Origin of the sequence: Pseudoalteromonas caenipelagi, from assembly GCF_013140855.1 — a bacterium.
Lineage (GTDB): Bacteria > Pseudomonadota > Gammaproteobacteria > Enterobacterales > Alteromonadaceae > Pseudoalteromonas > Pseudoalteromonas caenipelagi.
Window position 1 is genome coordinate 48368 of the sequence record NZ_JABBPG010000014.1, and the last position, 24970, is coordinate 73337.

25 protein-coding genes and 2 tRNA genes are annotated in these 24970 nt (G+C 41.9%); 20 read left to right on the forward strand and 7 right to left on the reverse strand.

The features are described from left to right. Window position 1: 1 nt before the first annotated feature. The 5 genes from HG263_RS21080 (at window position 2) to folX (ending at window position 3357) form a co-directional block, all read left to right on the forward strand. Window positions 2–625 carry a YceH family protein gene (locus HG263_RS21080; protein WP_171628040.1) on the forward strand — a complete coding sequence of 208 codons (624 nt, stop codon included), beginning with the start codon at window positions 2–4 and terminating at the stop codon, window positions 623–625. A gap of 58 nt (window positions 626–683) precedes the next feature. Continuing rightward, window positions 684–1520 (forward strand): NAD(+) synthase, encoded by an 837-nt coding sequence (nadE, locus tag HG263_RS21085; RefSeq protein WP_171628041.1) that lies wholly within the window; start codon window positions 684–686, stop codon window positions 1518–1520. A gap of 193 nt (window positions 1521–1713) precedes the next feature. Next, window positions 1714–2421 (forward strand): dihydromonapterin reductase, encoded by a 708-nt coding sequence (folM, locus tag HG263_RS21090; protein ID WP_171628042.1) that lies wholly within the window; start codon window positions 1714–1716, stop codon window positions 2419–2421. Between the two features lie 12 nt (window positions 2422–2433). Then, window positions 2434–2988 (forward strand): GTP cyclohydrolase I FolE, encoded by a 555-nt coding sequence (gene folE, locus HG263_RS21095; protein WP_171628043.1) that lies wholly within the window; start codon window positions 2434–2436, stop codon window positions 2986–2988. A gap of 9 nt (window positions 2989–2997) precedes the next feature. Further along, window positions 2998–3357 (forward strand): dihydroneopterin triphosphate 2'-epimerase, encoded by a 360-nt coding sequence (folX, locus tag HG263_RS21100; protein ID WP_171628044.1) that lies wholly within the window; start codon window positions 2998–3000, stop codon window positions 3355–3357. 4 nt (window positions 3358–3361) lie between these two features. Here the strand turns inward: folX and HG263_RS21105 are convergent, their stop codons facing one another. Continuing rightward, window positions 3362–3799, reverse strand: coding sequence for a YqaA family protein (locus HG263_RS21105; protein ID WP_171628045.1), 438 nt, complete (start codon window positions 3797–3799; stop codon window positions 3362–3364). Window positions 3800–3869: 70 nt separating this feature from the next. Here HG263_RS21105 and HG263_RS21110 point away from each other — a divergent pair, with 70 nt between their 5' ends. Continuing rightward, entirely contained in the window at window positions 3870–4376 is a 507-nt protein-coding gene (locus HG263_RS21110; RefSeq protein ID WP_171628046.1) for a TlpA family protein disulfide reductase, read from the forward strand. A 67-nt stretch (window positions 4377–4443) separates the two neighbouring features. Here HG263_RS21110 and HG263_RS21115 read toward each other — a convergent pair whose 3' ends face one another. Then, window positions 4444–7941, reverse strand: a complete 3498-nt coding sequence (locus HG263_RS21115; protein WP_171628047.1) for a S8 family serine peptidase — start codon at window positions 7939–7941, stop codon at window positions 4444–4446. A gap of 353 nt (window positions 7942–8294) precedes the next feature. Between HG263_RS21115 and HG263_RS21120 the strand changes: the two genes are divergently transcribed. Continuing rightward, the gene (locus HG263_RS21120; protein ID WP_171628066.1) at window positions 8295–8720 is read left to right on the forward strand and encodes a c-type cytochrome; all 426 of its coding nucleotides are present in this window, start codon (window positions 8295–8297) and stop codon (window positions 8718–8720) included. A 46-nt stretch (window positions 8721–8766) separates the two neighbouring features. On the opposite strand, the gene HG263_RS21125 is transcribed toward HG263_RS21120, so the two are convergent. Both HG263_RS21125 and HG263_RS21130 read right to left on the reverse strand, forming a co-directional pair. After that, a complete protein-coding gene (locus HG263_RS21125; RefSeq protein WP_171628048.1) occupies window positions 8767–9408 on the reverse strand; it encodes a cytochrome b/b6 domain-containing protein in 642 nt (213 codons plus the stop codon). A 165-nt stretch (window positions 9409–9573) separates the two neighbouring features. Beyond that, window positions 9574–10728: an iron-containing alcohol dehydrogenase gene (locus HG263_RS21130; RefSeq protein WP_171628049.1), complete on the reverse strand. Its 1155-nt coding sequence runs from the start codon at window positions 10726–10728 to the stop codon at window positions 9574–9576. A gap of 181 nt (window positions 10729–10909) precedes the next feature. On the opposite strand from HG263_RS21130, the gene HG263_RS21135 reads away from it, so the two are divergent. Further along, the gene (locus HG263_RS21135) at window positions 10910–11785 is read left to right on the forward strand and encodes a LysR family transcriptional regulator (protein WP_216628532.1); all 876 of its coding nucleotides are present in this window, start codon (window positions 10910–10912) and stop codon (window positions 11783–11785) included. 34 nt (window positions 11786–11819) lie between these two features. Next, window positions 11820–12302 (forward strand): glutathione peroxidase, encoded by a 483-nt coding sequence (locus tag HG263_RS21140; protein WP_171628050.1) that lies wholly within the window; start codon window positions 11820–11822, stop codon window positions 12300–12302. A gap of 44 nt (window positions 12303–12346) precedes the next feature. On the opposite strand, the gene HG263_RS21145 is transcribed toward HG263_RS21140, so the two are convergent. Then, on the reverse strand, window positions 12347–12529 hold the full coding sequence (locus tag HG263_RS21145) for a PA3496 family putative envelope integrity protein (RefSeq protein ID WP_070989517.1): 183 nt from the start codon (window positions 12527–12529) through the stop codon (window positions 12347–12349). 314 nt (window positions 12530–12843) lie between these two features. Between HG263_RS21145 and HG263_RS21150 the strand changes: the two genes are divergently transcribed. Then, complete coding sequence (locus HG263_RS21150) at window positions 12844–13641, forward strand: YggN family protein (protein ID WP_171628051.1); 798 nt, start codon at window positions 12844–12846, stop codon at window positions 13639–13641. 231 nt (window positions 13642–13872) lie between these two features. Here the strand turns inward: HG263_RS21150 and HG263_RS21155 are convergent, their stop codons facing one another. Next, window positions 13873–14712 carry a diacylglycerol/lipid kinase family protein gene (locus tag HG263_RS21155; RefSeq protein WP_171628052.1) on the reverse strand — a complete coding sequence of 280 codons (840 nt, stop codon included), beginning with the start codon at window positions 14710–14712 and terminating at the stop codon, window positions 13873–13875. A 289-nt stretch (window positions 14713–15001) separates the two neighbouring features. Here HG263_RS21155 and HG263_RS21160 point away from each other — a divergent pair, with 289 nt between their 5' ends. The 6 genes from HG263_RS21160 to HG263_RS21185 all read left to right on the forward strand — a co-directional run bounded on the left by HG263_RS21160 (window position 15002) and on the right by HG263_RS21185 (window position 20965). Beyond that, window positions 15002–15145: a hypothetical protein gene (locus HG263_RS21160; protein WP_171628053.1), complete on the forward strand. Its 144-nt coding sequence runs from the start codon at window positions 15002–15004 to the stop codon at window positions 15143–15145. 192 nt (window positions 15146–15337) lie between these two features. After that, window positions 15338–15428 (forward strand) — tRNA-Ser (locus HG263_RS21165). A 19-nt stretch (window positions 15429–15447) separates the two neighbouring features. After that, window positions 15448–15540 (forward strand) — tRNA-Ser (locus tag HG263_RS21170). 251 nt (window positions 15541–15791) lie between these two features. Then, window positions 15792–18497 carry a CHASE domain-containing protein gene (locus HG263_RS21175; RefSeq protein ID WP_171628054.1) on the forward strand — a complete coding sequence of 902 codons (2706 nt, stop codon included), beginning with the start codon at window positions 15792–15794 and terminating at the stop codon, window positions 18495–18497. A 4-nt stretch (window positions 18498–18501) separates the two neighbouring features. Continuing rightward, window positions 18502–19857 carry an alpha/beta hydrolase gene (locus tag HG263_RS21180; RefSeq protein ID WP_171628055.1) on the forward strand — a complete coding sequence of 452 codons (1356 nt, stop codon included), beginning with the start codon at window positions 18502–18504 and terminating at the stop codon, window positions 19855–19857. After that, entirely contained in the window at window positions 19844–20965 is a 1122-nt protein-coding gene (locus HG263_RS21185; RefSeq protein WP_171628056.1) for a GNAT family N-acetyltransferase, read from the forward strand. The genes HG263_RS21180 and HG263_RS21185 overlap by 14 nt, the downstream gene beginning before the upstream one ends. On the opposite strand, the gene HG263_RS21190 is transcribed toward HG263_RS21185, so the two are convergent. After that, window positions 20945–21532 (reverse strand): DUF938 domain-containing protein, encoded by a 588-nt coding sequence (locus tag HG263_RS21190; RefSeq protein WP_171628057.1) that lies wholly within the window; start codon window positions 21530–21532, stop codon window positions 20945–20947. The two genes, HG263_RS21185 and HG263_RS21190, sit on opposite strands and share 21 nt — an antisense overlap. Before the next feature lie 175 nt (window positions 21533–21707). Here HG263_RS21190 and HG263_RS21195 point away from each other — a divergent pair, with 175 nt between their 5' ends. The 4 genes from HG263_RS21195 (at window position 21708) to HG263_RS21210 (ending at window position 24505) form a co-directional block, all read left to right on the forward strand. Further along, window positions 21708–21887: a hypothetical protein gene (locus HG263_RS21195; protein WP_171628058.1), complete on the forward strand. Its 180-nt coding sequence runs from the start codon at window positions 21708–21710 to the stop codon at window positions 21885–21887. A gap of 228 nt (window positions 21888–22115) precedes the next feature. Then, window positions 22116–23495 (forward strand): class II fumarate hydratase, encoded by a 1380-nt coding sequence (locus HG263_RS21200; RefSeq protein ID WP_171628059.1) that lies wholly within the window; start codon window positions 22116–22118, stop codon window positions 23493–23495. A 92-nt stretch (window positions 23496–23587) separates the two neighbouring features. Further along, the gene (locus HG263_RS21205; protein ID WP_171628060.1) at window positions 23588–24109 is read left to right on the forward strand and encodes a hypothetical protein; all 522 of its coding nucleotides are present in this window, start codon (window positions 23588–23590) and stop codon (window positions 24107–24109) included. 9 nt (window positions 24110–24118) lie between these two features. Beyond that, window positions 24119–24505, forward strand: coding sequence for a hypothetical protein (locus HG263_RS21210; protein WP_171628061.1), 387 nt, complete (start codon window positions 24119–24121; stop codon window positions 24503–24505). The last annotated feature ends 465 nt before the right edge of the window (window positions 24506–24970 follow it).

Below are 24970 nucleotides of genomic sequence, written 5' to 3' on the forward strand. Positions count from 1 at the left end.
TATGGAACTGAATGAAGTTGAACAACGTATTGTTGGTTGCCTGCTAGAAAAACAAACAACCACCGCTGAACATTACCCACTATCGCTTAACGCTCTAACCAATGCTTGTAATCAAAAATCTAATCGCGACCCGGTGATGAACATCACTGAATCAGAGGTATTAGACGCAATTGAAGCATTAAAATCTAAGCATATTGTCACGATAGATGAAGGCTTCTCGGGAAGAGTTAACAAATACGACCATCGATTTTGCAATACTGAATTTAGTCGACTGCAATTTAGCGAACAACAAAGAGCCATTATTTGTCTGCTACTGCTAAGAGGAGCACAAACACCTGGCGAACTACGAACTCGCAGTGCAAGATTAGCGACTTTTTCGCAAGTTAGTGAAGTTGAAGACGCGCTGGAAACACTACAAAATGAAGGCTTTGTAAAAAAGCTTGCTCGAGAACCAGGCAAACGTGAGAGCCGCTATATACACCAATTTCAAGACGCCGAGCATTATTCAGCAGCACCAAATTCCCCTTCTCAAAAAATAGAAAACTCAGAACTAGATGCGCTACTGATAGAGATCGAACAACTTAAAAAAGAATTGGCTGACATCAAACAGCATTTGGGACTTTAAATTAACTTTCAATCACAACATAATATCCCCAAATAGCATTGGCAATGAGGAGCATAAAATGCGCCAAGCGATACTCGCTGAAATGCAAGTACAGCCACAAATAGATGTGGCATTCGAAATCACTCGCAGAATAAACTTTATTAAACAACGTTTAGTTTCGGCGCACTGCCGTACTTTAGTGTTAGGTATAAGTGGCGGTGTTGATTCATCAACCTGTGGTAGATTGTGCCAATTGGCCGTCGATGAGCTCAATGCAGAGCATGACACAGACCAGTATCAGTTTATTGCTATGCGCTTACCTTATGGCGTACAAGCAGATGAAGGTGAAGCGCAACTTGCTCTAGACTTTATTAAGCCTTCTCACCGCATCACTGTAAATATTAAGCCAGCAGTCGACGCAATGCACGAACAAGCGATGCAGGCTATGCATACGGCGCAATTATCTATACCAGCGCAAACGTCTGTCGACTTTGTTAAAGGTAATGTAAAAGCTCGCCAGCGTATGGTTGCCCAATACGAAATTGCGGGATTAACACAAGGTTTGGTTGTTGGCACAGACCATAGCGCTGAAAATATCACCGGTTTTTATACCAAATTTGGTGACGGTGCGTGTGATTTAGCTCCGTTATTTGGCTTGTCTAAGCGTCAAGTTCGCAGCTTAGCAGCACATTTGAGTGCACCTGTAGAATTGGTCACTAAAGCCCCTACTGCTGATTTAGAATGTGATAGGCCAGGCCTAACCGATGAAGAAGCGCTTGGCTTAAGCTATGACCAAATAGATGACTTCTTAGAAGGTAGAGATGTTGCACCTGAGGTAGAAGCAAAACTCATCGCGATTTACCAACGCACCCAACACAAACGTCAACCTATACCAACAGTATACGACGCCTTATAGCCACAAACATCTAACCTTTTGATTTTAAAGCAGCACATTGCGATATAGCACAACGCAGTGTGTTGCCTTGCTAGTATAAAAGCGGCACACACTAAGAATCTGAATGTATCGCAGTGATCGACAATTCGTAACATGACGTAAAAATTACGTTATAGTTAACTTATTGATACTTTTCAGAGGATAAGAGTTTTTAATGACCGCACCGATTTTGATCACTGGCGCAGCCCAACGTATCGGCTTGGCTTTAGTGCAACATTTTGTAGCAACAGGCCAACCAGTGGTAATTACCTATCGCACCAGACATAACGTTATTGATGAACTAGAACAAAGCGGTGTGCATTGCATCAGTGTTGATTTTGATAACTCACAGTCTGTAGAACAACTTCAAGAAACGCTGCGCGCTCGCTACAGTGCTCTGCGGGCTATTATTCACAATGCCTCTAGCTGGGACTGTGAAGCCAATAATCCTGACTTTGACAGCTTGTTTGACAACATGATGCGAATCCACGCCAAAGTACCTTATAAGCTAAACTTAGCACTTGCAGATTTACTTTTGGCTTCGCCAGTACCAGCTGACATTATTCATTTGACCGACTATGTGGTTGAGACAGGTAGTCCAAAACATATCGCCTATGCTGCCAGTAAAGCCGCGTTAGATAACCTCACCCGCTCTTTTGCGACTAAGTTTGCACCTAAAATTAAAGTTAACTCAATTGCGCCAAGTCTGATCATTTTCAATCAAGATGACCCACCTGAGTATAGAGAAAAAACCTTGAAAAAATCACTCATGGGAATAGAACCCGGTTGCAAGGAAATAATTAATAGCGTTGAGTTATTGCTCAACAGCGACTATATCACTGGGCGCACAATCCCAGTCGATGGCGGTCGTCACCTAAAATAAGCAGAGACCATTATGCACGACAATTTAAAAGACAGTTACAAACAAATTATTGCCGCGGTTGGAGAGGATGGTGACCGAGAAGGGTTACTAGAGACACCTAAACGAGCCGCAAAAGCGATGGAATATTTAACCAAAGGCTATCGCGAAACGCTTGAAGAAATTACTAACAATGCGGTATTCACATCCGACGCCGACGATATGGTATTGGTACAAGACATTGAATTGTACTCAATGTGTGAACACCATCTACTGCCGTTCGTTGGTCGTTGCCATATTGCCTATATTCCTAACGGAAAAGTACTCGGGCTCTCAAAGTTTGCTCGTATCGTAGATATGTATGCACGCCGATTCCAAATTCAAGAGCAGTTAACACATCAAATTGCAAAAGCCGTTGAGCAAGTTACTGGCGCTAAGGGGGTTGGCGTTATCGTTGAAGCAAAACATATGTGTATGATGATGCGTGGAGTAGAAAAGCAAAACTCGAAAATGCGTACCTCTGTAATGCTAGGTAACTTTCGTGAAGACCCAAAAACCCGCAATGAGTTTATGCAGCTAGTAAAAAACTAAGGATAGCCTATGCAAAATGCCATCATTAATGTCACAAACTTACGATTACGTACTTATATTGGCTTTAATCCAGAAGAGCGTGAAAAAAAACAAGACGTTGTGGTTAATATCGAGATCCATTATCCCGCAGATACCGCTTGCGTCAACCATGATGAGGTCGAGCACGCGCTTAACTATAAAACAGTCACAAAAGCCGTGATAAAACTCGTTGAGGACGGCCATTTTCTGCTGTTAGAAAAATTAGTAGCAGACATTTTAACCGAGTGCCACCGTCATTCATCTGTAACTTACGCCAAGGTGAAGGTTGATAAGCCGCATGCATTGCGATTTGCAGATTCAGTATCACTCACCTTAGATTGGCATCGATGAGCAGCTAAAACAGCTGCTCTACTCCTACAGCTAGCGTAATTACCATCGCATATCTCAACCCTTTACCAAGGGAGACGAGCAGCACAAATAGTCGCTTTTTCATCTTGAATACGCCAGCTAAAACAGTCAAAGGGTCGCCAATAATTGGCACCCACGAAAACAACAAACTGATACTACCAAATCGTGTGTACTGAACTTTCGCTTTTTCCAGTTGACGCTCTGAAACAGGAAACCAACGCCTATCCTTAAAGTACATCGCATTACACCCAAGCCAGTAGTTAATACAACTTCCCACAACGTTTCCCAACGTCGCAATTAGCCACAGCATCACCAAGTTTGCGTTATCTAATACGGCTAACCCAGATAGAAATATTTCTGATGAACCTGGCAAAAGTGTTGCCGAGCTCAACGCCGATAGAAACAAGCCTTGATATAACCACATAATTTATCTCATACACTTAAAAATAGGGTATTCTCTAACACTAATTTTGCCACTCAAAAGGAAGATAATAATGATAAAAAAGGTTAATCACTTAATATTTGCATCTGCTTTGCTATTGAACATCTCGGGTTGTAGCACAGTGCAGGCTGATAGCCAGCCACCAAAAAATTATGAAACTTACATTACTGCTGGTGACAATTTTAAGCACCGTTCTTTCACCGATATCAATGGCGACAAAATTGAGTTGGGAGATAAACGTAAGCTGGTCATTTTATTCGCAACTTGGTGCAGCGATTCCCAACGAACACTACAAGAGCTTAAAGCCTCTCCCCTTATTAATGACCCGAATCTACAGATCATTGCCATCGGTCGCAATGAAAACAATGAGTCTATGGCTAAATTTAACGAAGAATACCAGCTACCATTTGCATTGGTTTCAGACCCTGAGCGCGAGATTTACAGCCAATATGCCAATGCCGGCATTCCTAGGCTTATTTTACTCAATGAACGCAATCAGGTAGTAAAAACACTCATAGGTGAAGAACCAAACAGTATTGATAAGGTGATTTGGAAGTAAATGGCATTGTGATTTACAAACAAAAACGCCAGTCATAAGACTGGCGTTTTTAGTTTAAGCATTATGCTTATTTTTGCTTGCGACGACGTAGTGCAGCAAATGGTGCAGCTAATAGCGCTAACCATGCTAGTGAACCTGAAGAGCTCTTCTTCGGCTCAGGGGTTACGTCAACTACAGGCGGCTGTTCTGCATCCGTATCTACTACGTTGGTAATATTTACGATAACTTCCGCAGGCTCAGAGATATTGCCCATTACATCGATAGCAGTAACAATCAGTTTAGCTTCGTTGTTACCCGCTTCAAAATCTAGAAGCTCACCGTTAGCAACCACAATCTCACCCGCTGCATTCACAGATAAGCCTGCATGGGTAGAAGATTTCAAGTAGAACTCAGAAACATCTAACGTGTTCTCAACTGTTTCTGCCGCTAATGTCGCAATAACTGTACCAGTCTCTGTGTTTTCAGCAACGCTTACTTCAACACCGTTAAGTACAGGTGCGTCAAATGGCATAGGGTTGTTTAATACTGCATCAGTCATTGGTGCAACCACACCTGATAAATCAGCGCTTGTAAGTGCAAATGGCGCATCAGCAGTTACATATGCTTTCGCTCCTGGTGCTAGCTTCTCAACTGCTTCACCTGATGCTGTTACCAACTTAGCATTTGATGTAGCAAATTTAGCAGTACCAGCAAGTGCATCCTCAAACTCAGCTGTGTAAAGACCTAAGTCATAACCAAAGCCGACTTTTGATTCAAACGCAATATCTTGACCTAGGTTATCAGAACCTAAACCAATCCACTCAGCACAACCTGTAAAGGTTACTGTGTTAGAGCCACCTTCATGTGCAAAAGCACTCACGAAAGCTGCACCCCAATTAGGCGCACCATCTACTAAAGGAGCAACTGCAGAGCGTGTACGTCCAGGGATAGCAGCACTACGACCCACATCACTATATTGAGCTAGTAAATAATCATGCTCACCGTCACCATCAATGTCTAGACGAGTTTCATAGCCACCAACTTGACGCTGATGAGCAAGCGCATCGCGTAATACTAATGAAGACGTGAACCATAAACCTGACTCACAACCTTCGCTTTCATAAACGTTGAACGTCGTTGCAACAAGATTTACTGACTTGTCTTCTTTTGACATAGCTTCACGCTGAGCAACTAGTTGCTCAGTCATAGGTGTGAATTCTTCTGCACCGTTATTTGTAACAGTTACCATCACCTTGCCGTCAACTAATTCATAACCCACGCTGATGCCCTGTGCTGCTTTTGGAAGCACATGGTAAACCAAGTGTAAATCATGATCGCCATCAGTTGCTGGGTCGTCGAATACTAACGCACCGTCAAATTCAGCTAACGTTAGCGCTGGACTAAATGCCGCTAAATCATCTGCATTAAGCGGGTTACCTAGCTTCCACTGTGGAAGTTTCGATGCGTCAATTGTTAGTGTTACATCAAACTCAACTGTTTGACCTGCAGGCACGGTAACCGACTCAGGCATATTCCAGCTGATAGCGCCAGTTTCTGCGTCATTTGCGTAACGAGCTTCTGTGCGTAGGTTGTATGTTCTTTCTTGTGCTGAGAAGTTCTTCAAAGTAACTGTTTTAGTATACTCCGCAGTGCCTTCTACATGTACTAGACCAAACGATAATGCTGCCTGATTTGTGTCGAACTGCTCATGGTGAACCCAAGCAGCAACTGGAGAATTAACCGCTTTTTCAACATCTACTAAGCCCGCACCAATCATACTAATAGGCGCTAATTCACTATCAGGATTAACTGTCAACGCTTCGTTCGTTACGTTTAAGTTCGCCGTATTCATCAGCGTTGCTTTGATTTCGTATGCGTTGCGCTCAGGAAGGGCTTCTCTAACTAGTGCTACAGCACCAGCAGTCATAGGACCAGAGAACGATGTACCAGTTGCTGGAGCTAAACCGTCTTGTGTGCCCGTCGCAGCTACCATGATGTTCGTACCTGGAGCTGTAATTTCAGGTTTCAACAAGCCATCCATAGAAGGACCGCGAGATGAGAAATCTGCAACCGCGCCCGCTAAGTTTTTCATTTCAACTTTAACGCTGTACGTTGCTGCACCTGACGCTAGTTGCTCTTTTAACGCTGCACCCGCTTCAAAGTTAATACCTACAGAGCGAATTGTTACGTCATCTGAACTACCGCCCATTGGCGCTGGAGAACCATCGTTGTTATTGTTTGCGATAAGAACAAACGTCGCGCCTTTAGCTTGTGCATTAAGCACTTTAGATACAAACGCACATGCACCACGGTCGATAAGCACTGCTTTACCCGTGAAGTCAACATCATCAGCGAAAGCCTCACAACCATTCTGATTTGCATCCGGATAAACTAATGGCGCAATATCACTCGTCATTTCGAATGCGCCTTGAGGGCCAAAGCTTGCACCTTGAATGATTGCTTCAGAACCTGCAACAGTACCTGAAGCAATTGGTTCAGCAATAGTTGGGTGTGTCATTGCACCTACAGATAGTGCATTTGGTGTTGTACTTGGACCACCAATGCGGAATGGGTTGTCACCATCATTACCTGCAGAAATAACCATGTTAACACCTAGGTCAACCGCTCGTTGAATTAGGTATTGAGTACCACTTTGCGTGTAAGTATCACCATACTCACCACCTAATGACATATTAATTACATCAACACGGTCACTGATATCTCCGTCGCCATTAGGGTCCATTGCAGCCTCTAGCGCAGCCGCTTGTGCAGCACCTGGACAGCCACCGCCACATACAGAGTAAACATATAGTTCAACATCTGGAGCTATACCGGTAACAGAGTGAGATACTGAAGTACCATGACTAGTCGGGTCACCTTCTGCAGGGCCGATTGACGGGTCATTCTCTATTGGGTCAGCGTCGTTACGCATGTAGTCGTAACCACCTTTTACTTGACCTTGTGGCCATGAAACGCTTGTAGGGTCTTCTTGAGCCGCTTGATAAGCCTCAACGGTACCAGCGCCATCAAAAATAGCGTGAGTGTAATCAATACCAGTATCAAGTACCGCTACTTTTTGCCCCATACCCGTTGCTACGCCAGCAGTTCTAACCGGGGTTGCTTTAACATAGTCAGAAGATTCTTCAATGTGTAACTCAGAGTCAAACATTGGTAATACTTTAGAGACGCGAGGGTCATTTTTTAACTTTTCAACAGTCTTTTCTGACGCTTCGATGATTAATGTAGGAGCCAATACTTTAGTACGACCAATTACTTTCGCATTAATATCTATATTGCTTAGTTCTAAACTAACTGCGTTTTGAATACGTTCAATTTGTGCAATTGTTGCTCTTGTATCACCAGTTTGATAGGTGCCCTGAGCAAACAAGTCAGCTGAAGATGTTGCTTTTAAAACAACTAAGTATGAAACTGGTTTTTGTTTTTGAATATCACTGATATTGACTTTATCAGTTTGAAAACTAGCATATTTGTTTACTAATTGCGCTGTTTGTGCAGACACGCTAGCAGATAGGATAACACCACCTACCGCCGCTGCAATTGCAGTCTTTTTGATCATATTAGACATGTTTTCCCCTAGGACTTGTTGTTTACTATGTGTTGCTATTATTTTTCAAATTGAGTGGTCAATTAATATAATGTAAACACACAGACACAAGCAACATAGATGAGACATAAAAGTATGACTTAATTCACAAACTAACAATTAATACACATAACGCCATGTTTATTAAGAACAAATTAATGTAAAAAAAAGTAAACACACACAAAAAATGTCATAATGCTATGATTTAAAGCGCTCAAAAAGACTAAACACCTTTAAAACCCACCTGAATACACTTGCCTCTATAAACGATTTCCGCAACACTGGTACACTAAAATAATATTTAATGGAGTAAGTAAGTGAAAAAATTACTAATAATGGCATTGGCTTTGGCTAGCTTAAATGCAAATGCAAATAGCCTATTTGAGTCAAATGAAGATGCGATTGAATACCGTAAAGCAGCATTTCAGTTAATACGCTACCAAATTGGTGATATGGGTGACATGCTTAAGGGTAAAGTACCATTCGATGCAAAACGCTTTGAACAAAGAGCGAACAACGCAGCTCAGCTATCTACTATACCTTGGGAAGCGTTTATAGCAGGCTCAGACAAAGGCAACACAGATGCATTACCTGCAGTGTGGTCGGACAAAAAAACTTTTGATAGCAAAGCTAAAATGTTCGCACAGTACGCGCAAGAACTTGCCCTTGTAGCTAAAACTGGTGATAAAAAGGTAATAGGCCCAGCTTTTAAAAACTGGGCAAAAGGTTGTAAAGACTGCCACAAATCTTTTAAAGACTAATATTAAAAAAGGCCTAAAAAGCTTCCAATTTAGGCCTTTATTGTAATCAGTTAATTAGTGCACTTAGCGGTTGCTCACCCCAAACACTCATTATTAGCACTGATAGTATAATAAATATCAAATAAGCCCATTTACCAGGCACCATTCGAGGCTTTAGTTGGACGTTGTTTTCCTTACCCGTTAAAAGCGTTTTGGCTAGATTCTTACCTTTCAAGCGATAGACAATAATTGCCAATATATGTAGAGCTATCGTATACAGTAAAACCTCAAAGTTTTCATGATGTAGTTCAGAGGCTATTTCGCTCCAAGAAGTCGGAATATAAGCAACTAAAGGCCCCTCAACTAAAATATCATCGGTACTCATTAAACCACTGAGTAGCTGTACCACAATGAGCACAAAGAACAGCAGTACCATGTAGCTTCCAGCAGGGTTATGACCGACACTCTGAGCGCCACTACGCATAGCCAATAATGCCGATTTTGGCGAATGTATAAGAGATGAGAGCTTAGCCGTATCACTACCAATAACCCCCCAAATTAACCGAGTGAGCATGAGTGCTAAAATCAGGTAACCTGTCACAAAATGTAAATCTAGCCAGCCCTCTTCACCGCTAACATAAAGTACAGCAATCCCAATAACCAAAAGCCAATGAAAACCGCGGATAAACCCATCCCATACCTTTGTCATTACTATTCTCCAACCATTATGCTTACTTTAATTACTATGTTGCCAACCATATCAAATATCGCCCTGAAAGGCAGGCTAAAGGCATAAGCAAAATTCAAATATATAACTAAAGGAAGGCGTATCGGGAAGCTTGGCGCAAACTTTGTCCACGCCAAGTAATCGGTACTACACGCTGCGGATAAGAATTTGCCGACTTTTCTCCAATGTGACAGCTTGATGCTCTCCAAGCGCCGTCATACCATGACGTTCAAGTTGTAGCACAATTTTATCTGCAACCTCTTCGCCTAATCCATAGTCACTTAAACGCGTTGGCATTTTAACATCATGAAAAAACATTTCTGTCTTTTTGATAGCCAGTGCTATTGCTTCATCAGGGTTCGTGGTATCCAACCCTAACACCCGTTGCGCATACTGTAATATTTTTTCTCGCTTAGTCTCTTTTTGTTCTTCCATCAATCGAGGCAACACAATCGCCAAAGTCTGAGCATGATCAAGCCCATACACCGCAGTGATCTCGTGCCCAATCATATGTGTTCCCCAATCTTGAGGTACGCCCGCCCCGATTAAGCCATTAAGTGCCATGGTCGCTGACCACATCACATTTGCACGTACATCATAAGACACATCTTTATCAAAAACCTTAGGACCTTCCTCCATTAAAGTGAGCAATAACCCCTCAGCAAAGCGATCTTGCACTTTCGCATTAACTGGATAAGTCAAATATTGTTCCATGGTGTGTACAAACGCATCCACCACACCATTGGCTAACTGGCGTTCAGGCAACGTCTTCATCACATCAGGGTCTAGCACCGCAAATTTCGGCTGCACTAACGGGGTTGCAAACGGCAGCTTGTCATTGGTGTCTTTATTAGATACCACGCTAAAGCTATTTGATTCGGAGCCTGTTGCTGGCAATGTTAAAACAACGCCTAATGGTAATGCCGATTTTACCTCTGCACCTTTGCCAAGAATATCCCATGGTTCTCCATCAAATAGTGCTGCGGCAGCGATAAATTTGCAGCCATCAATCACAGACCCCCCGCCTACAGCAAGAATAAAGTCATAACCATTTTGCTTCACCATATCTACGGCTTGCATACAAGTTTGGTAGCTAGGATTGGGCTCAATCCCTGCAAACTCCCCCCAGCTATGCCCATTTAACGCCTCACAGACTTGTTCATACACGCCATTTTTTTTAATGCTACCTCCACCATAAACAACAAGCACTTTAGTATCTTGAGGAATGTTAGAAGATAAACAGGCTATCTGCCCTTGACCAAAATGTATTTGAGTAGGGTTAACAAAGCTGAAATTTAGCATGTTGCGCTCCATATATTTGCACATAGCGATACGATTACAGGTTATCACCTGCTGTTGATATGGTTACTAGTCTAGCCAAACATGCACATAACAAACACACTCTAAACAAAAATAACTTTTGCCTCAGGGCAATAATAAAGCAATTATAATTAGATTATTGTGAAATAAGATCGGATAACTTATGATTTGGCAAGGCCTCGAAGTGTTTCTAGCTGTTGTAGAACAAGGTAGCTTTAGTAAAGCAGCCGATAAACTGGAAACCTCTACTTCATATGTCAGTCGACAGATACAACAATTGGAAAAGCGCTTAGGAACAACGCTTATTCAACGCACCACACGTACGCAAAATTTAACTGATGCTGGTCGTCAGTATGCCAGCAAGCTTAAAGCCATACAGCAAGAGCTAGTGGATGCAACCAATCTAGTACAAGGCGTACAAAATACTCCTAAAGGGCAAATAAGGATTGCAGCGGCGGGTGAGTTTGTAGCTAACCAAGTAGCACCTCAAATCGCAAGTTTCCTTAAACGATACCCAGAAGTGAGTATAGAAATTGATTTTAATAACCGAAATGTTGATTTAGTTGAAGAGGGCTTTGACTTAGCAATAAGGTTTGGTCGACTTCAAGATTCCAATTTAATTGCACGTAAACTATGTGCTCGCCCCATGACCTGGGTCGTTAGTAAAGATTACCAAAGCGTTCATGGTCGCATTCGCCATCCATACGAATTACACCAACATAACTGCCTGTGTGCTACGCAAGGGCGGTGGCGATTTATGATTTGCGAGCAAATTGAAGAAATAAAAGTAACGGGTAATTGGCGAAGCAACAATTCATTTGCGTTAATCAATGCCTGTCTTGCAAGCTTAGGAGTGGCACATTTAGCGAAAGATATTGTCCAACCTTACGTTGAGCAAGGAAAACTTGAATACATTTTAGAGCCTTTTCAAGTCAACGATGGTGCAACTTGGCTCGTATACCCACGTAAAGATCTGATGCCCTATCGGGTGCGTTTACTCATTGAATTTTTAATCGAGAGCTTCGCTCTACCTAGCTAGTTTAAATATAGAATAACCATAAAGGAAACGAATCATGTCAGAATTTTACCAGTTCACCGCAAACACGCTTCAAGGGCAACCATTTGAATTTGAGACGCTAAAAAATAAAGTTGTACTGATTGTTAACACAGCTAGCGAGTGCGGGTTTACACCGCAATACGAAGGACTTCAGGCTCTACATGAGAAATATCACAAACAAGGTTTAGTCATAATTGGCTTTCCATGTAATCAATTTGGAGGGCAAGAGCCTGGTGATGCCGAGCAGATCGAGCAAGGATGCCTTATAAATTATGGTGTTGATTTTCTGATGATGGCAAAGGTGGATGTAAATGGCGTGCATGCCCATGCGCTTTACAGCTACCTTAAAAGAGCATTACCAGGTATTTTTGGTCAACGAATAAAATGGAATTTTACTAAGTTTATTATTGGTCGTGACGGTGCACCATTGAAGCGCTTTTCTCCGACCACGCGACCTCATAAACTCACAAAATTTATTGAGCAAGCACTAAACAATTAATAGCTAATAGCACATTAAAAAGGAGGCCTAAGCCTCCTTTTTAACTAATCAAGATAATCTAAATCATCTTCACCTAAATTTTTGCGCAAGCGCTTTTGTTCAAGATAGTCATCGAGCTTTTTCTTTACCTTTCGCTTTTGCTTATCATGCTGATTTCGCCCGAGGTTCTCATACTCGTCATCTACAAAATCATCGTCAAGCGCATCATAAGAAAATGTCTTACCCACAACCCACTCCAATAAGTGTTAATAATAGTTACTCGGTGAAACCAATAGCACTTTAATGTGCTTTGTTCACCTAAGTGAGTATTTAGCTGGAAAAAACAAATCTGGAAAGTGAGAGTTTTTTATCGTTTTAATAAAAAAAATTTATCACCGCTTTAATTTTGGTCAAACTAGCTAAATTGTGGTCAAAAAACTAAACTACATGCTTGGCCAGGAAAAACAACAACAACATAAACAACTGATATTAAAAACGTTTTATTTTTGGCATTAGATTTGAATAGTGATTGATATATCTATCATCAGTAAGGGTTTATCTCATGAAAAAAATAGCACTACTAGCGGCAATGACGTTGAGCTCAGCATCTTTTGCACACACAGAAATTGATGGCTCACACTTACAATTTAGCTCTGATAAATGTGAGGTAGATTTTCAAAACGATGTACGCATCACACCTGACGAATTGTTTATAACCAATAGTGACAATAACAGCAAACTGCGTATCACCGACACCGGTCAAGTATTTATTGACGGTGCGTCTATTGCTTTAGACTCCAATCAACAACAAGCTGTTGCCAATTACGCCGATGAACTTAGAGCCAAACTACCGCAAGTCGCGAATATCGCGCTTAATGGAATTAAAATAGCCGGTGTTGCATTAGAAGAAGTCGCAAATGCATTCGAAATGGAAGAGTTTGGCTCCTTGAGCACACTACTCACTGATATCGAAAGCGAAGTAAGCGAAACCTTTTACCAACGTGGCGCTTTTGTGATGGGTGAAAAAACGTTTAATGAGTTTGGTAATAATTTTGAACAGCAGTTTGAACAGCGAATAGAGCGTGCAGTTGAAGGTGCCATGATGGAGTCTATAGGAAGTATCCTAATGGCAATTGGTTCTCAGATGACTAGCTCTGGTGGTGATCTGGAAGCATTTGAGCAACGCATGAAGAACATGGGCCAGCAAATTGAAGAGAAAGTACAAATACAAGCCCAAAACATTGAGCAACAAGCGAACGCCCTTTGTGGACAGTTTTCCGTTATTGCAAAAACAGAATCTCAACTACAACAGCAAATCCCTGCTTTTTCAGGCTATCAACTATTCAACTTAAAGCAGTGAAACAAGTTTATCTCCCTAGTAGCCGAGTTATCTCGGCTATTTTTCTACCAATAAGGGTTGTAGGGCCTGTTGATCTTTCAAGTTTGTTTTGCAGCCGTTTGATTGGTATTAATTCAAGACAGAACCAGATTACATCGTTATTCTATATGAGTCTGGCGATAAAGACTTTGTACTTCTGCAGGGTCACCTTAACCACACCTTCATGTGGGGCAACACAGTACAAGCGCTGACCTATAGTTTTAAGATAATTGCTTTTGGCCACACACCTATTTTTGCGGGCGTTTCCCCTACTAGCTCCCCATCGGCTTCAATAGCTAAATTAGGAGTTAATATTTCAAACGCCCTACCTCGACTCACAGATACATTGGCCGCTTTTTGGTGCAGAGCAAATAACATCGCTAAAAACAGCTTTACCCGCTCTCCATAAGATGACGGTGATATGCTAATGCGAGTAAGGTAGCCATCTTCAGGATCAGCACTCGGCGCACACTTTATTCCAGCCGCAAAATATTTACTGTTGGCAAACAACAGCATCATCATTTTCTGCTCAGTCTCAAAGTCTAACTCTCGCACCCATATACCCGAATACGAAAACAATGCTTTTAGTGCTGCCCAGACATAGCTCAGTCGATGCCTATTTTTAGTACGGTTAACCGACTTTACAACATGCGCACTGTAACCTAAGCCCAGCACATTGATAAAGTAACGTTGATTCACGTACCCGACGTCAATCTTACACTTATTATGTGAAAAAAGGCTGTTTCGCCATTGCGTTGTCGTTCGGTTAAATTGACGAGCGAAATCATTGCCGGTTCCCGCAGGCAAAATTGCGAGCTCGCAATGAGAGCCTATCAACGCATTGACCGCTAAATGAACAGTTCCATCGCCCCCGATAACAACTAGCAATCGGTGCATAGTTACAAGAGCGCGCAGCTTGTTGAGATCTTCATGATAGTTACCACTGGTATAAAACCAACGGCACGCAAGTTTTTTATCTTCGATTTGCTTATTCAACCATAGGATATGCGCTTGTTTACACTTTGCACAACCCGGTTTAACGACCACCAGCATAAAACTCCAATAAAAATAAAATTAACTTACCCGAATAAGTATTCAAAAAAGCATCCAGCAAGGCAAACACAAAAACAATAAAGCACTGATTAATAACAAAACAAAGCAAGGTAACTCGCTATCACATCTGCATAAGCTTACAAAAACAAAGAAACAAGAAACATGATTTTAATAAATAAACATTAGTTTTTTCTATCCGAAAAAGGTAATTTTTATCGTTTTATTTTTATTCAATATGAGCGCAAAATAGCCTTGTTTTCAAATCAACTTACTTAAAGCAGGAGTCAACATGCTTAATTCAGCTGCTGCGTGCAGCAACACGCAAGCCAACACCGTAACTATCGAACCAGCAAAGGCAACTTTTGACTGGATGTCATTCCTAAACCGATTCGGTAAATTGCTAGCGTTAAGCCATGTAACGCTTTATAAGTAAAAATCTCTTTTTAAAGTGCTGTACCTCCCAACCGCAGCACTTTAATTTTTCTCTCGCACGCAGTACAAATACCTCAATTTACTTCATTTTTAATCAATGATTAATTAATTCCACAATTTTAGTTTAAATTTTAGGCAAACGGTTTAAAAACGGTTTACAGCAGCAAATTCACTAAGTATTATCTTTGCCCATGGAGAGATGGCTGAGTGGTTGAAAGCACCGGTCTTGAAAACCGGCATACGTTAATAGCGTATCTAGGGTTCAAATCCCTATCTCTCCGCCATATTTTATAGTTTTGCGTCGGAGAGGTGGCCGAGTGGCTGAAGGCGCTCCCCTGCTAAGGGAGTATAGGGTTTGTAGCCCTATCGAGGGTTCGAATCCCTCCTTCTCCGCCATTGCTTTTGAAAAACCGCTTTTAAAGCGGTTTTTTTATGCCCAATACTTTACATCTCAGTATCTTTTATCTTTGCTGACATACGTCGCTTTACTTCTTTTAATAAATAATCCACATTAGCTCATAAAGTTACACTATTGATGCGCAGTTTATTGATAAAGCTGTGGATGATGGACGAGGTTGATTACTATTATTCATTCTTCACCAACTATACTTAGCAACTGCATCTCCAAATCAACATAACTATTATTTATGAACTTTAAGCAAAAATGGCATTCACACCTTGGGTATCTGATATTTTCACTGAGCTATTTTGTCTTTGGAAAACTGCTAACCGTCTTTGCGTTTCAAAACCAAGTGCTGCCTATCTGGCTACCTGCAGGCGTTGCCTTAGTAGGTGTGTTTATTTGGGGTTGGCGATTCGCTCCAGGGTTGGCAGTTGCGTCCGCAATGTTCAACTGGACCACGGCTTATGGTTGGAACTTAGAGGCGCTATCCACTCCAAATATCATCGAAGTTTGCATGATAGCAACCGGTGCAGTACTACAAGCCTTGCTTGGTGGCTATCTACTCAGAGCGTGGCTTGGCCACCCACTACACTTACAAAGCCGCTTGCATATAGCATACTTCATTGGGCTCGTCGGGGTAGCTGTTAATCTAGTATCAGCTAATATCGGTGTATTTGCTCTGAGTTTCTATCACCCAGAGTACAGCTTTGCGAACCATTGGCACAATATGCTCGCTTGGTGGCTCGGGGACTCCTTAGGTGTTTTAATCGCCACACCAGCTTTGCTCATTGCCTTGCAACCTTGGCTGGTAAATTCAAAGCCTTTAAATAACATAGCCAGCACGTTCGCGGCATGTATCATTTTGTGTATGTCCGTTGCGCTAACCACATTTTTATACAATCAAAGCAATATTAAAAGTGCGAATGTTAATGCACAACGCGAAATGCAGATCATCGAAAATATTGTTTACCGCTACGTCAATCAAAGCATGCTTGCAATTCAAGCATTAGCCAACCAATTGCAAGCTCGTGAGCACTTTTCTCAGCAAGAGTTTGAACAAGTAGCTAACGGACTCAGGGAGCAGTACACTTTTTTGCGCGCTTTATCTTGGAATGAACGTATCGATGTCGCACAGCGCGAGCAGCTTAATGAACAGTTAGCTGAACTTTATGGTGACAACGTCAAAGTCAAAGGGGAGCCCTTATTTTTTACAGATCCGCTCGTAGTGGTAAAATATATCTCTCCACTTAATGGCAATCGCGGGGCACTCGGTTTCAATGTCTATTCTAAAGAGAGTCGGAAGCAGGCAATTGTTAAGGCCAGTAATGCCACAGAACCTCAAGCGAGTGATATCATTTATTTGGTTCAAGACAGCCGCCCGTCACCCGCTTATCTATTATTTTCGCCGGTTTTCAAACCTAATGCTTCTGCGACAGAATATGCAATAAAAGGATATGCTACAGCTGTAGTACAAGTTGAAACATTGCTTGCAGAAGCGCTGAAACAAGCCCAATCCCAACTGTTCAATATCGCCTTTTACGACACCAGCAACAACGGCGTTTTTTACAAAAATTTCGGGCCCGAACAACTCATCAATGACCAAAATAAAAAAGTGATTACCTTATTTGTTGCCGGTCAAAAATGGCGAATGGAACTGTCTGTTAAAGATGAATATGCCTCACGACTCAATCAAAAGCTAACCCTAATGTTGTTGATCTTACAGCTCAGTATCACTGGGTTGATCATATACATATTATTACTGTTTAATTATCAGCACCACGCTCTCAATGCGCTCGTTGACCAACGTACGCGCTCTTTAGCTAAAGCCAAGGCACAGTCTGATCGTGCCAATCAAGCTAAGAGTAGATTTTTAGCTAATATGAGTCACGAAATTCGTACGCCTCTCAACGCCGTTATAGGATTTGCGTCACTTGCCAGTGCAACACACAACCATCTAGAACTCAGAGACTACATTAAAAAAATCGGCTCAGCGTCTAAGACCTTACTTAACTTAATAAACGATATTCTTGATATCGCAAAGATTGAGTCAAACCGTCTGCAAATAGACAATCACCCATTTGACCTACAAGAGTTATTTAACCGTGTTGACACTATGTTTTCATCCAATGCTCAGCAAAAAGGCATTGCTTGGCAAGTTGTTCATAATCTACCAGGACCGACTTGGGTGCTAGGGGATGAAATGCGTATCGAACAAATTTTGATAAATTTATGTAGCAATGCAGTCAAATTCACCCAACGTGGTAGTGTGGTATTAGATATCGAAGCGGAATACGGCACAAAACACCTCAACTTGACGTTTAATGTTATCGATACAGGCATAGGTATTGAAGCTGAGAAACAACATGCAATCTTCAACGCATTTAGCCAAGCTGATAATTCAACCTCTAGAAAATATGGTGGTACTGGCCTTGGCCTGGCCATCGCCAAAGAGCTTGCAGAACTTATGGGCGGAACACTGGGCCTTAAAAGTGAGGTAGGTCAGGGAAGTACATTCACGCTTTCTATTAAACTGCTCAACTCAAGCGCTCAAAGTAAACAACTAGAGCACGTGGATATATCGCAAATCCATTGCTTACACGTACTTGTTGCAGAAGATAACCCTGTAAATCAAGTGGTAATCAAAGCCATGTTAAGTTCCTTTGATATCCAACATACTGTCGCCTCTAATGGTCAAGAAGCCATTGAAGCAGTTAAGAACGAGCAATTTGATATTGTGCTTATGGATTGCCAAATGCCAATTATGGACGGTTATCAGGCAACGGCTGCGATTCGTCAGTTTAAAGATCCAGACGAATTGCCAATCATAGCTTTAACGGCTGATGTGATGCCTGAGGACAAGGCGCATGCAATCGCTATTGGCTTCAATAGACACCTTGCAAAACCCCTAGAGCGAGATAAGCTAGCTATATGTTTAGCAAACTACTGTTAATACAATGAAATTACTGTTTGTCTTATTTTGTTTATGTGCCGCTATTAACGTTTTGGCCGTTCAGAGCTTGGCTCACCAAAAGCCATACGAAAAAAACTGTGTAGATACCGCACAAAACTGGCAAAACCTCTCTCAAGCTCAAAAAGAGGGAGCTTATCGCTTCGCTAACGAACAAGGGGTAATCGCTTACCCAATCGAGCAAAGTGAACGCTTTAGCGTGTATATAGCGAAAACAAAAGCGCTTATAAGTAGCCGAAACATACGTGCCAATCAGCCATGCCCTATTTTAACTCCCGTTGCAAAAGCACTGGGTTATACCGCAGAGCAGCTCACCGTAGCCGATCTCGTTGCACCTTTTGAACTCAGACAGGCTAACGATGAACGAGCTATTTTACTGATCCACGGCCTTACTGACTCTCCATTTACATTTCACTACCTCGGTGCAGCCTTTCATCAGCAAGGCTATACCGTCCGTACGGTGTTACTGCCGGGTCATGCCACAGCCCCTAGTGACCTCAAACATGTTGAACTAAGCCATTGGCAAAACACCGTCGGCTACGCCATAGCTCGAACGGCTAAAGACTTTAAACAATTTGCCATATTAGGCTATTCGACGGGCGCCGCCTTAGCAATTGCGAACGTTGCCAAATCCCCCCCTGAAAACCTGCGTGCCATGGCTTTAATATCTCCAGCCAGCGAACCTCATAATAAACACGGCTGGTTAGCTAAATGGATAGCAAAAATTCCCTTTGTCGAGTGGATTGACGAAGATGCTGACCTTGACTTTGCTAAGTATGAATCTTTCCCTTGGCAAGCAGCGGCTTTAGCCGATGAAGCAATGAATTTGCTTAAGCATGTTTCTTTGCCCAAAGCGCTCCCTTTATTTACCGCCTTTAGTGAAGTTGACAGTACGATCGATAGCACAGCAACCTTGGCAATGCTGAAAAGATTTGGCGATAAAAATCAAAAAGTTGAAAATCATACTCTTTACTTTTACGGCAACCCCAGAGCAGCAATAGCGCAACTGCCTGAGGACTACGAAATATTGCAACCCACTTGCACGCACACAGCCTGTGACAAAGTGATAGATATGTCGCATATCGGTATTTTGCAACCGCCCTCACATCCATACTATGGTTTTAAAGGGATATATCGTAGCTGTGGAGGTTACCTTAACGACTTAACAAAGTATTTAGAGTGTAAACAACATTCGGCGCCACTACTTGGTGAGCGTACAAAGAGCAACATGAGTCATACTGTACCTTTGCAACGCTTAACATTTAACCCAGCCTACGATGATTTTACATACCGTCTAAGTAATTTTTTAAACGATGCCATGCCAAACCATGTACACCCATAAGTTTGTATCCTCTATTGATGAAGTATCACCACACGATTGGCAGGCGCTCTGTACAGACAACCTGTTTTGCAGCTACTCATGGCTTAGCGCACTTGAGCACAGTGGTTGTGTTAGCAAAGATACAGGCTGGAAACCACACCACCTACTTATATACCAAGATGCGGTTTTGGTCGCCATTTTACCTGGATATCTAAAAAGCCACTCATATGGCGAATATGTATTTGATTGGTCATGGGCCGAAGCATATCAACGCTATGGACTCAAGTATTACCCCAAATGGCTGTGTGGAGTTCCTTTCACTCCCGTCACGGGTCAGCGTATATTATGTAAAGAACTAACGCTGGCACTCACTGAGTATATACTTACGACTTTAAAGCATGGCTGCCAGCAAACCGCTTGGTCGGGTGCGCATATTAATTTTCTCACGGAGCAGCTTACGCCTAATAGAAATTTTATGACTCGCTATGGTGTGCAGTTTCATTGGCAAAACAATGACTATGTAGATTTTGCTGACTTTTTAAGTGCATTGACCTCACGGCGACGAAAAATGATTAAAAAAGAACGCCAACAAGCTGTAAACAGCGGGCTTCACATTCGCTGGCTGAGTGCAGGTGAAATTGACGATGTTATGCTGGAGCACTTCTACCAATGCTATCAGAACACCTACATAAAGCGTTCTGGTCATCAGGGCTATCTGAATTTTACATTTTTTAAGTTAATACTTAGCACCTTGCCTGAGTCAGTACGATTGTGTGCGGCATTTGAAGGGCCCCAACTCGTTGCTGCAAGTTTATATCTGTGTGACAAACACACCTTATATGGTCGTTACTGGGGAGCGCTAGAAGACTATCAAACGCTACATTTTGAGCTTTGCTATTACCAAGGCATTGAATATGCAATCAAGCATAAGCTAAATAACTTCGACGCAGGGGCACAAGGTGAGCATAAGTTAACTCGAGGCTTTAAGCCTGTCGTAACCTACTCGTTGCATCATATCGCCAACCCAATGTTTAGCGCAGCAATCTCTGATTTTATTCAAAGAGAGCACCGTCATATAGAGCAATACATAGAACAATGCACATTGGTATTACCTTTTAAACAACAATAGACGATTGTTGGCAGGCATCGCGTGGTCTTTCAATAAACTTAATCCTGCCTGCTGAGATAGCGATTCAATCCATTCAAAGTCGCGTATACCGCTATGTGGATCATTATTTTTTAGCAACGAATTAAATTGCGCATTGCTATCACTAGTGAACTGGCCGTGATAATTAAATGGACCATAAATGCACAGTAACCCTTCTTTTGCCAAATGCGCTCGAATCCCTTGGAAAAACTTTTCAACTAATTCTTTACTCACAATATGTAGGGTATTAGCAGTATAGATTGCTGGTACTTTCGCAACAGGCCATGGATTGTTTAAATCTAACGCCACAGGTTCAATCACATTGTGAACGTGACTGTCTGCAATCCAACTTTTGATCCCAGTATGATTTTGCACTCGATCACTGGTCTGCCAAGTCAAATGAGGTAATTGTTCAGCGAAATACACTGCATGCTGCCCTGTGCCCGAGCCGATTTCCAGCACACGCTCATAGTGCATTAGGTAAGGCTTTATTACACAGAGGATAGGCGCTTTATTGTTTTCACATGCTTGCGAGAAAGGTTTGTTCACATTCACTCCTTGCACTTATTTTGATCATCGCTGCCCGATGTTGAAGCAATCTTAAACTTCAATGGAACAGAATATCGATTAAAAAACATTAGTACCTTGTATTTATTAGATTTCTTCATAATGGCACAACTTCTGCTATATTTATCATGACATACAACCACACGAGGACCTAACAATGTTTGTTTCTACCATCACCCATATGCCAATTTGTGAAACCGGCCTAATTGAAGACCATGATGATAACTTATTTGTGCAAAGTGATGATTATCGAAAAGAAGTGCAAGATATTTTAACCCCTAGTGAACAAGAAGATGCGCCAAACACAGCTCAAATATTCATACTTGGATATAACTAATGACGCAAGTTGCATTCACTAAGCCTTATCCCACTTAGTGGCTAACTATGTAACATATTGCTTTGCATAGTTAGCACAATCCTCTTCATTTCCGCCCAAGCCTAGACTTAGTGCCACATAGCTTCACAATTAGAAAAAATCACAAAACTTAGCTATACAGGACATAAACAATATAGCACCACGTGTTATCTTTGAGCCCACAAAGGCAATTTAGCTAAGGAGCAATTCATGTCGACAACACGCATCGAAAAAGACAGTATGGGGACACTTGAAGTCACAGCAAATGCCTTATACAAAGCGCAAACTCAACGTGCAATCAATAACTTTCCTATCAGTGGTTTAAAGTTACCATCGCCATTCATACGCGCGCTTGGATACATTAAGCAAGCAGCAGCACAAACCAATGCTCACCTTCAACATTTACCAGCTGATAAAGCAGACGCTATTATTAATGCCGCACAACATATTATTGATGGAGAGTATAATGAGCAGTTTCCGGTCGACGTATTTCAGACAGGCTCCGGTACCAGCACCAATATGAATGTAAATGAGGTTATCGCGACCTTAGCCAGCAGCAAGAGTACTTTATCAATACACCCCAATGATGATGTCAATATGGGGCAAAGCTCCAATGATGTCATACCTACGGCTATCCATGTTAGTTGCGTAATTGAGCTTAACAACCAATTATTACCGGCTTTGAAGCATTTATCACAAGCTATTAGCAAAAAAAGTGACACTGTCGGTGACATAGTAAAAACTGGCCGAACACATTTAATGGATGCCATGCCAGTGAGTTTTTCGCAAACTCTAAGTGGCTGGCAAGCGCAAGTAGATCATGCCTACGCACATATCGAAAATCAGCTTAAGAGCCTAAGCGCGTTGGCGCAAGGGGGTACCGCCGTAGGCACAGGGATTAATGCAGATCCGGCATTTGCGACGTTGTTCAATGAGAGCCTGAGCAATAACGTCGGGATCTCTTTTACACCGTCAGACAATTTCTTTTTCAGTATTGGTAGCCAAGACAGTGTCGTTAGCTTATCAGGATCTCTCAAGATGCTCGCCGTAGCAGTAATGAAGATATCTAATGATTTACGTTGGATGAATTCTGGGCCTTTAGCTGGATTAGCCGAGATAGAACTTGAAGCCTTACAACCAGGCTCCTCAATCATGCCAGGTAAAGTAAACCCTGTTATACCGGAAGCGGCCTCCATGGCATGCGCTCAGGTTATTGGCAATGACGCAACCATCACTGTAGCAGGTCAGTCTGGGAATTTTGAACTAAATGTAATGCTGCCTGTTATTGCCTATAATATTTTACAAAGCATCGAGCTGCTCACCAATATTAGCAATCTACTCGCTGATAAAGCCATTTCAACGTTTAAAGTGAATGAGCCTAATTTGCAAACTGCGTTATCTAAAAACCCTATTCTGGTCACTGCACTCAATCCCATCATTGGCTACGAAGCTGCGGCAAAAATTGCCAAACTTGCTTATCAACAAAATAGACCGATTATAGACGTGGCAAAAGAACATACGACACTCAGCGAAGACGAACTACGCAAATTATTAAATCCGCAAAAGCTTACACAGGGTGGCCTATCATAGCCCACCTTGCGTGGAGATTTTAATGCTCAAACGGTTAACACTTGTAACATCGTTACTTAACAGGCAAACTATTTAAAAAGAAAGGAGTAGCCATGTTCAAATTATCTCAGGCACTAATACTGACTCTGTGTTTAGCTAGTTGCAACCAAGTTAATTCACAAAGTAAAGATCAAACTCAACCGGAAAGTGTCAACAGCAAAGCACAGCCTGTTGCTGCAGCAGCTTCGATTAACGAACAACATAAAGCCAATGCTTCGCCTGCAAAGCCATCACAGCCTATATTGGACGAGGTTTCATTGCAGGATATTGAGCAGTTGCACAACCAACTAAAAACACTCACCCAAGATGTGAGTTGTGACACTACCATGCAATGCCAAGTTGAAGCCGTTGGTAGTAGAGCCTGCGGTGGGCCCAGTAGCTATATCGTATACTCTAACAAATCAGCTAACCCAGACACCATCAAACAAATAGCCAGCAAAATTACGCTTTTTGAGAGCACCTACAATGCTAAAAATAAAATGATGAGTATTTGCCAGCACCTAACCAAACCCAGTACACAATGTGTTGAAAATAAATGTGTTAAGCTAACCAATACGTCTCAAGAAACCTTCTAAAGAGCAATTATGAAACAGCAATTCTCTTTCATTTTAATCGTTCTATTTGGATCACTACTCAGTGGTTGCCATATAACTTGGACAACCGCTCCCAGTAAGGCCACAAAATCCAACTACGAGATTCTTGATAGCTTGGTCGCTGATAAAGCATGCGATGCTAGCTATCAGTGTAAAGTGCTTGCTGTTGGTGAGCGCCCTTCGTGTAAAGGGCCAAGTCAGTACATCATTTATTCCACAAAACGCGTCAATGAACTCAAGCTCAACGACATTGCAAAAAAGATAACTGAGCAAGAAAGATTCAATAACGCTAAAACGTCATTGCAAGAAACATGTAAACCGATACTGCCGATAACGCCATTGTGCATAAAGCAGCAATGCCAAACCTACAGACCTTAGGCTACTCAATAAAAAACCAGCGCCCTATAACAGAAATGATAACCACTAATAGGGCACATCCTCCCGCATACCATATGAATTTAATTTCAATACGTCGCTTGACCCAATAAAAATATAAAAAACGCAAAAAGTAGCTGGCTGAGGTGCCGAACAGAGCAAAGATAACAAGCAAATAAACTAAGTAAAGTGACACGGCAACCCTTATTAGATTTGTCTGAACTTAATAGTAACGATAATCGTGAAATATTGCACATCTATCATCAAATCACTCTCTGACATTGCGAAAAGCTAGGTCTTCTGTCTGCTGGGTATAAACAAGAACGTGAACGCAGTGAGTTCGTTTCCTTTGCGCAAGGTGAAGTATAGTGCAAAAGGTTAGCGACATGAGCGAAGCTAAGGTGCAAATGTTTAATGACAGTGAGCGAAGTTAAGGTGCAAAGGGTTAACGACAACGAACGCAGTGAG

Coding starts and splice junctions, on each gene's coding strand:
- HG263_RS21080 (WP_171628040.1), top strand. CDS start 2: ATGGAACTGAATGAAGTTGAACAACGTATTGTTGGTTGCCTGCTAGAA.
- nadE (WP_171628041.1), top strand. CDS start 684: ATGCGCCAAGCGATACTCGCTGAAATGCAAGTACAGCCACAAATAGAT.
- folM (WP_171628042.1), top strand. CDS start 1,714: ATGACCGCACCGATTTTGATCACTGGCGCAGCCCAACGTATCGGCTTG.
- folE (WP_171628043.1), top strand. CDS start 2,434: ATGCACGACAATTTAAAAGACAGTTACAAACAAATTATTGCCGCGGTT.
- folX (WP_171628044.1), top strand. CDS start 2,998: ATGCAAAATGCCATCATTAATGTCACAAACTTACGATTACGTACTTAT.
- HG263_RS21105 (WP_171628045.1), bottom strand. CDS start 3,799: ATGTGGTTATATCAAGGCTTGTTTCTATCGGCGTTGAGCTCGGCAACA.
- HG263_RS21110 (WP_171628046.1), top strand. CDS start 3,870: ATGATAAAAAAGGTTAATCACTTAATATTTGCATCTGCTTTGCTATTG.
- HG263_RS21115 (WP_171628047.1), bottom strand. CDS start 7,941: ATGTCTAATATGATCAAAAAGACTGCAATTGCAGCGGCGGTAGGTGGT.
- HG263_RS21120 (WP_171628066.1), top strand. CDS start 8,295: ATGGCATTGGCTTTGGCTAGCTTAAATGCAAATGCAAATAGCCTATTT.
- HG263_RS21125 (WP_171628048.1), bottom strand. CDS start 9,408: ATGACAAAGGTATGGGATGGGTTTATCCGCGGTTTTCATTGGCTTTTG.
- HG263_RS21130 (WP_171628049.1), bottom strand. CDS start 10,728: ATGCTAAATTTCAGCTTTGTTAACCCTACTCAAATACATTTTGGTCAA.
- HG263_RS21135 (WP_216628532.1), top strand. CDS start 10,910: ATGATTTGGCAAGGCCTCGAAGTGTTTCTAGCTGTTGTAGAACAAGGT.
- HG263_RS21140 (WP_171628050.1), top strand. CDS start 11,820: ATGTCAGAATTTTACCAGTTCACCGCAAACACGCTTCAAGGGCAACCA.
- HG263_RS21150 (WP_171628051.1), top strand. CDS start 12,844: ATGAAAAAAATAGCACTACTAGCGGCAATGACGTTGAGCTCAGCATCT.
- HG263_RS21155 (WP_171628052.1), bottom strand. CDS start 14,712: ATGCTGGTGGTCGTTAAACCGGGTTGTGCAAAGTGTAAACAAGCGCAT.
- HG263_RS21160 (WP_171628053.1), top strand. CDS start 15,002: ATGCTTAATTCAGCTGCTGCGTGCAGCAACACGCAAGCCAACACCGTA.
- HG263_RS21175 (WP_171628054.1), top strand. CDS start 15,792: ATGAACTTTAAGCAAAAATGGCATTCACACCTTGGGTATCTGATATTT.
- HG263_RS21180 (WP_171628055.1), top strand. CDS start 18,502: ATGAAATTACTGTTTGTCTTATTTTGTTTATGTGCCGCTATTAACGTT.
- HG263_RS21185 (WP_171628056.1), top strand. CDS start 19,844: ATGTACACCCATAAGTTTGTATCCTCTATTGATGAAGTATCACCACAC.
- HG263_RS21195 (WP_171628058.1), top strand. CDS start 21,708: ATGTTTGTTTCTACCATCACCCATATGCCAATTTGTGAAACCGGCCTA.
- HG263_RS21200 (WP_171628059.1), top strand. CDS start 22,116: ATGTCGACAACACGCATCGAAAAAGACAGTATGGGGACACTTGAAGTC.
- HG263_RS21205 (WP_171628060.1), top strand. CDS start 23,588: ATGTTCAAATTATCTCAGGCACTAATACTGACTCTGTGTTTAGCTAGT.
- HG263_RS21210 (WP_171628061.1), top strand. CDS start 24,119: ATGAAACAGCAATTCTCTTTCATTTTAATCGTTCTATTTGGATCACTA.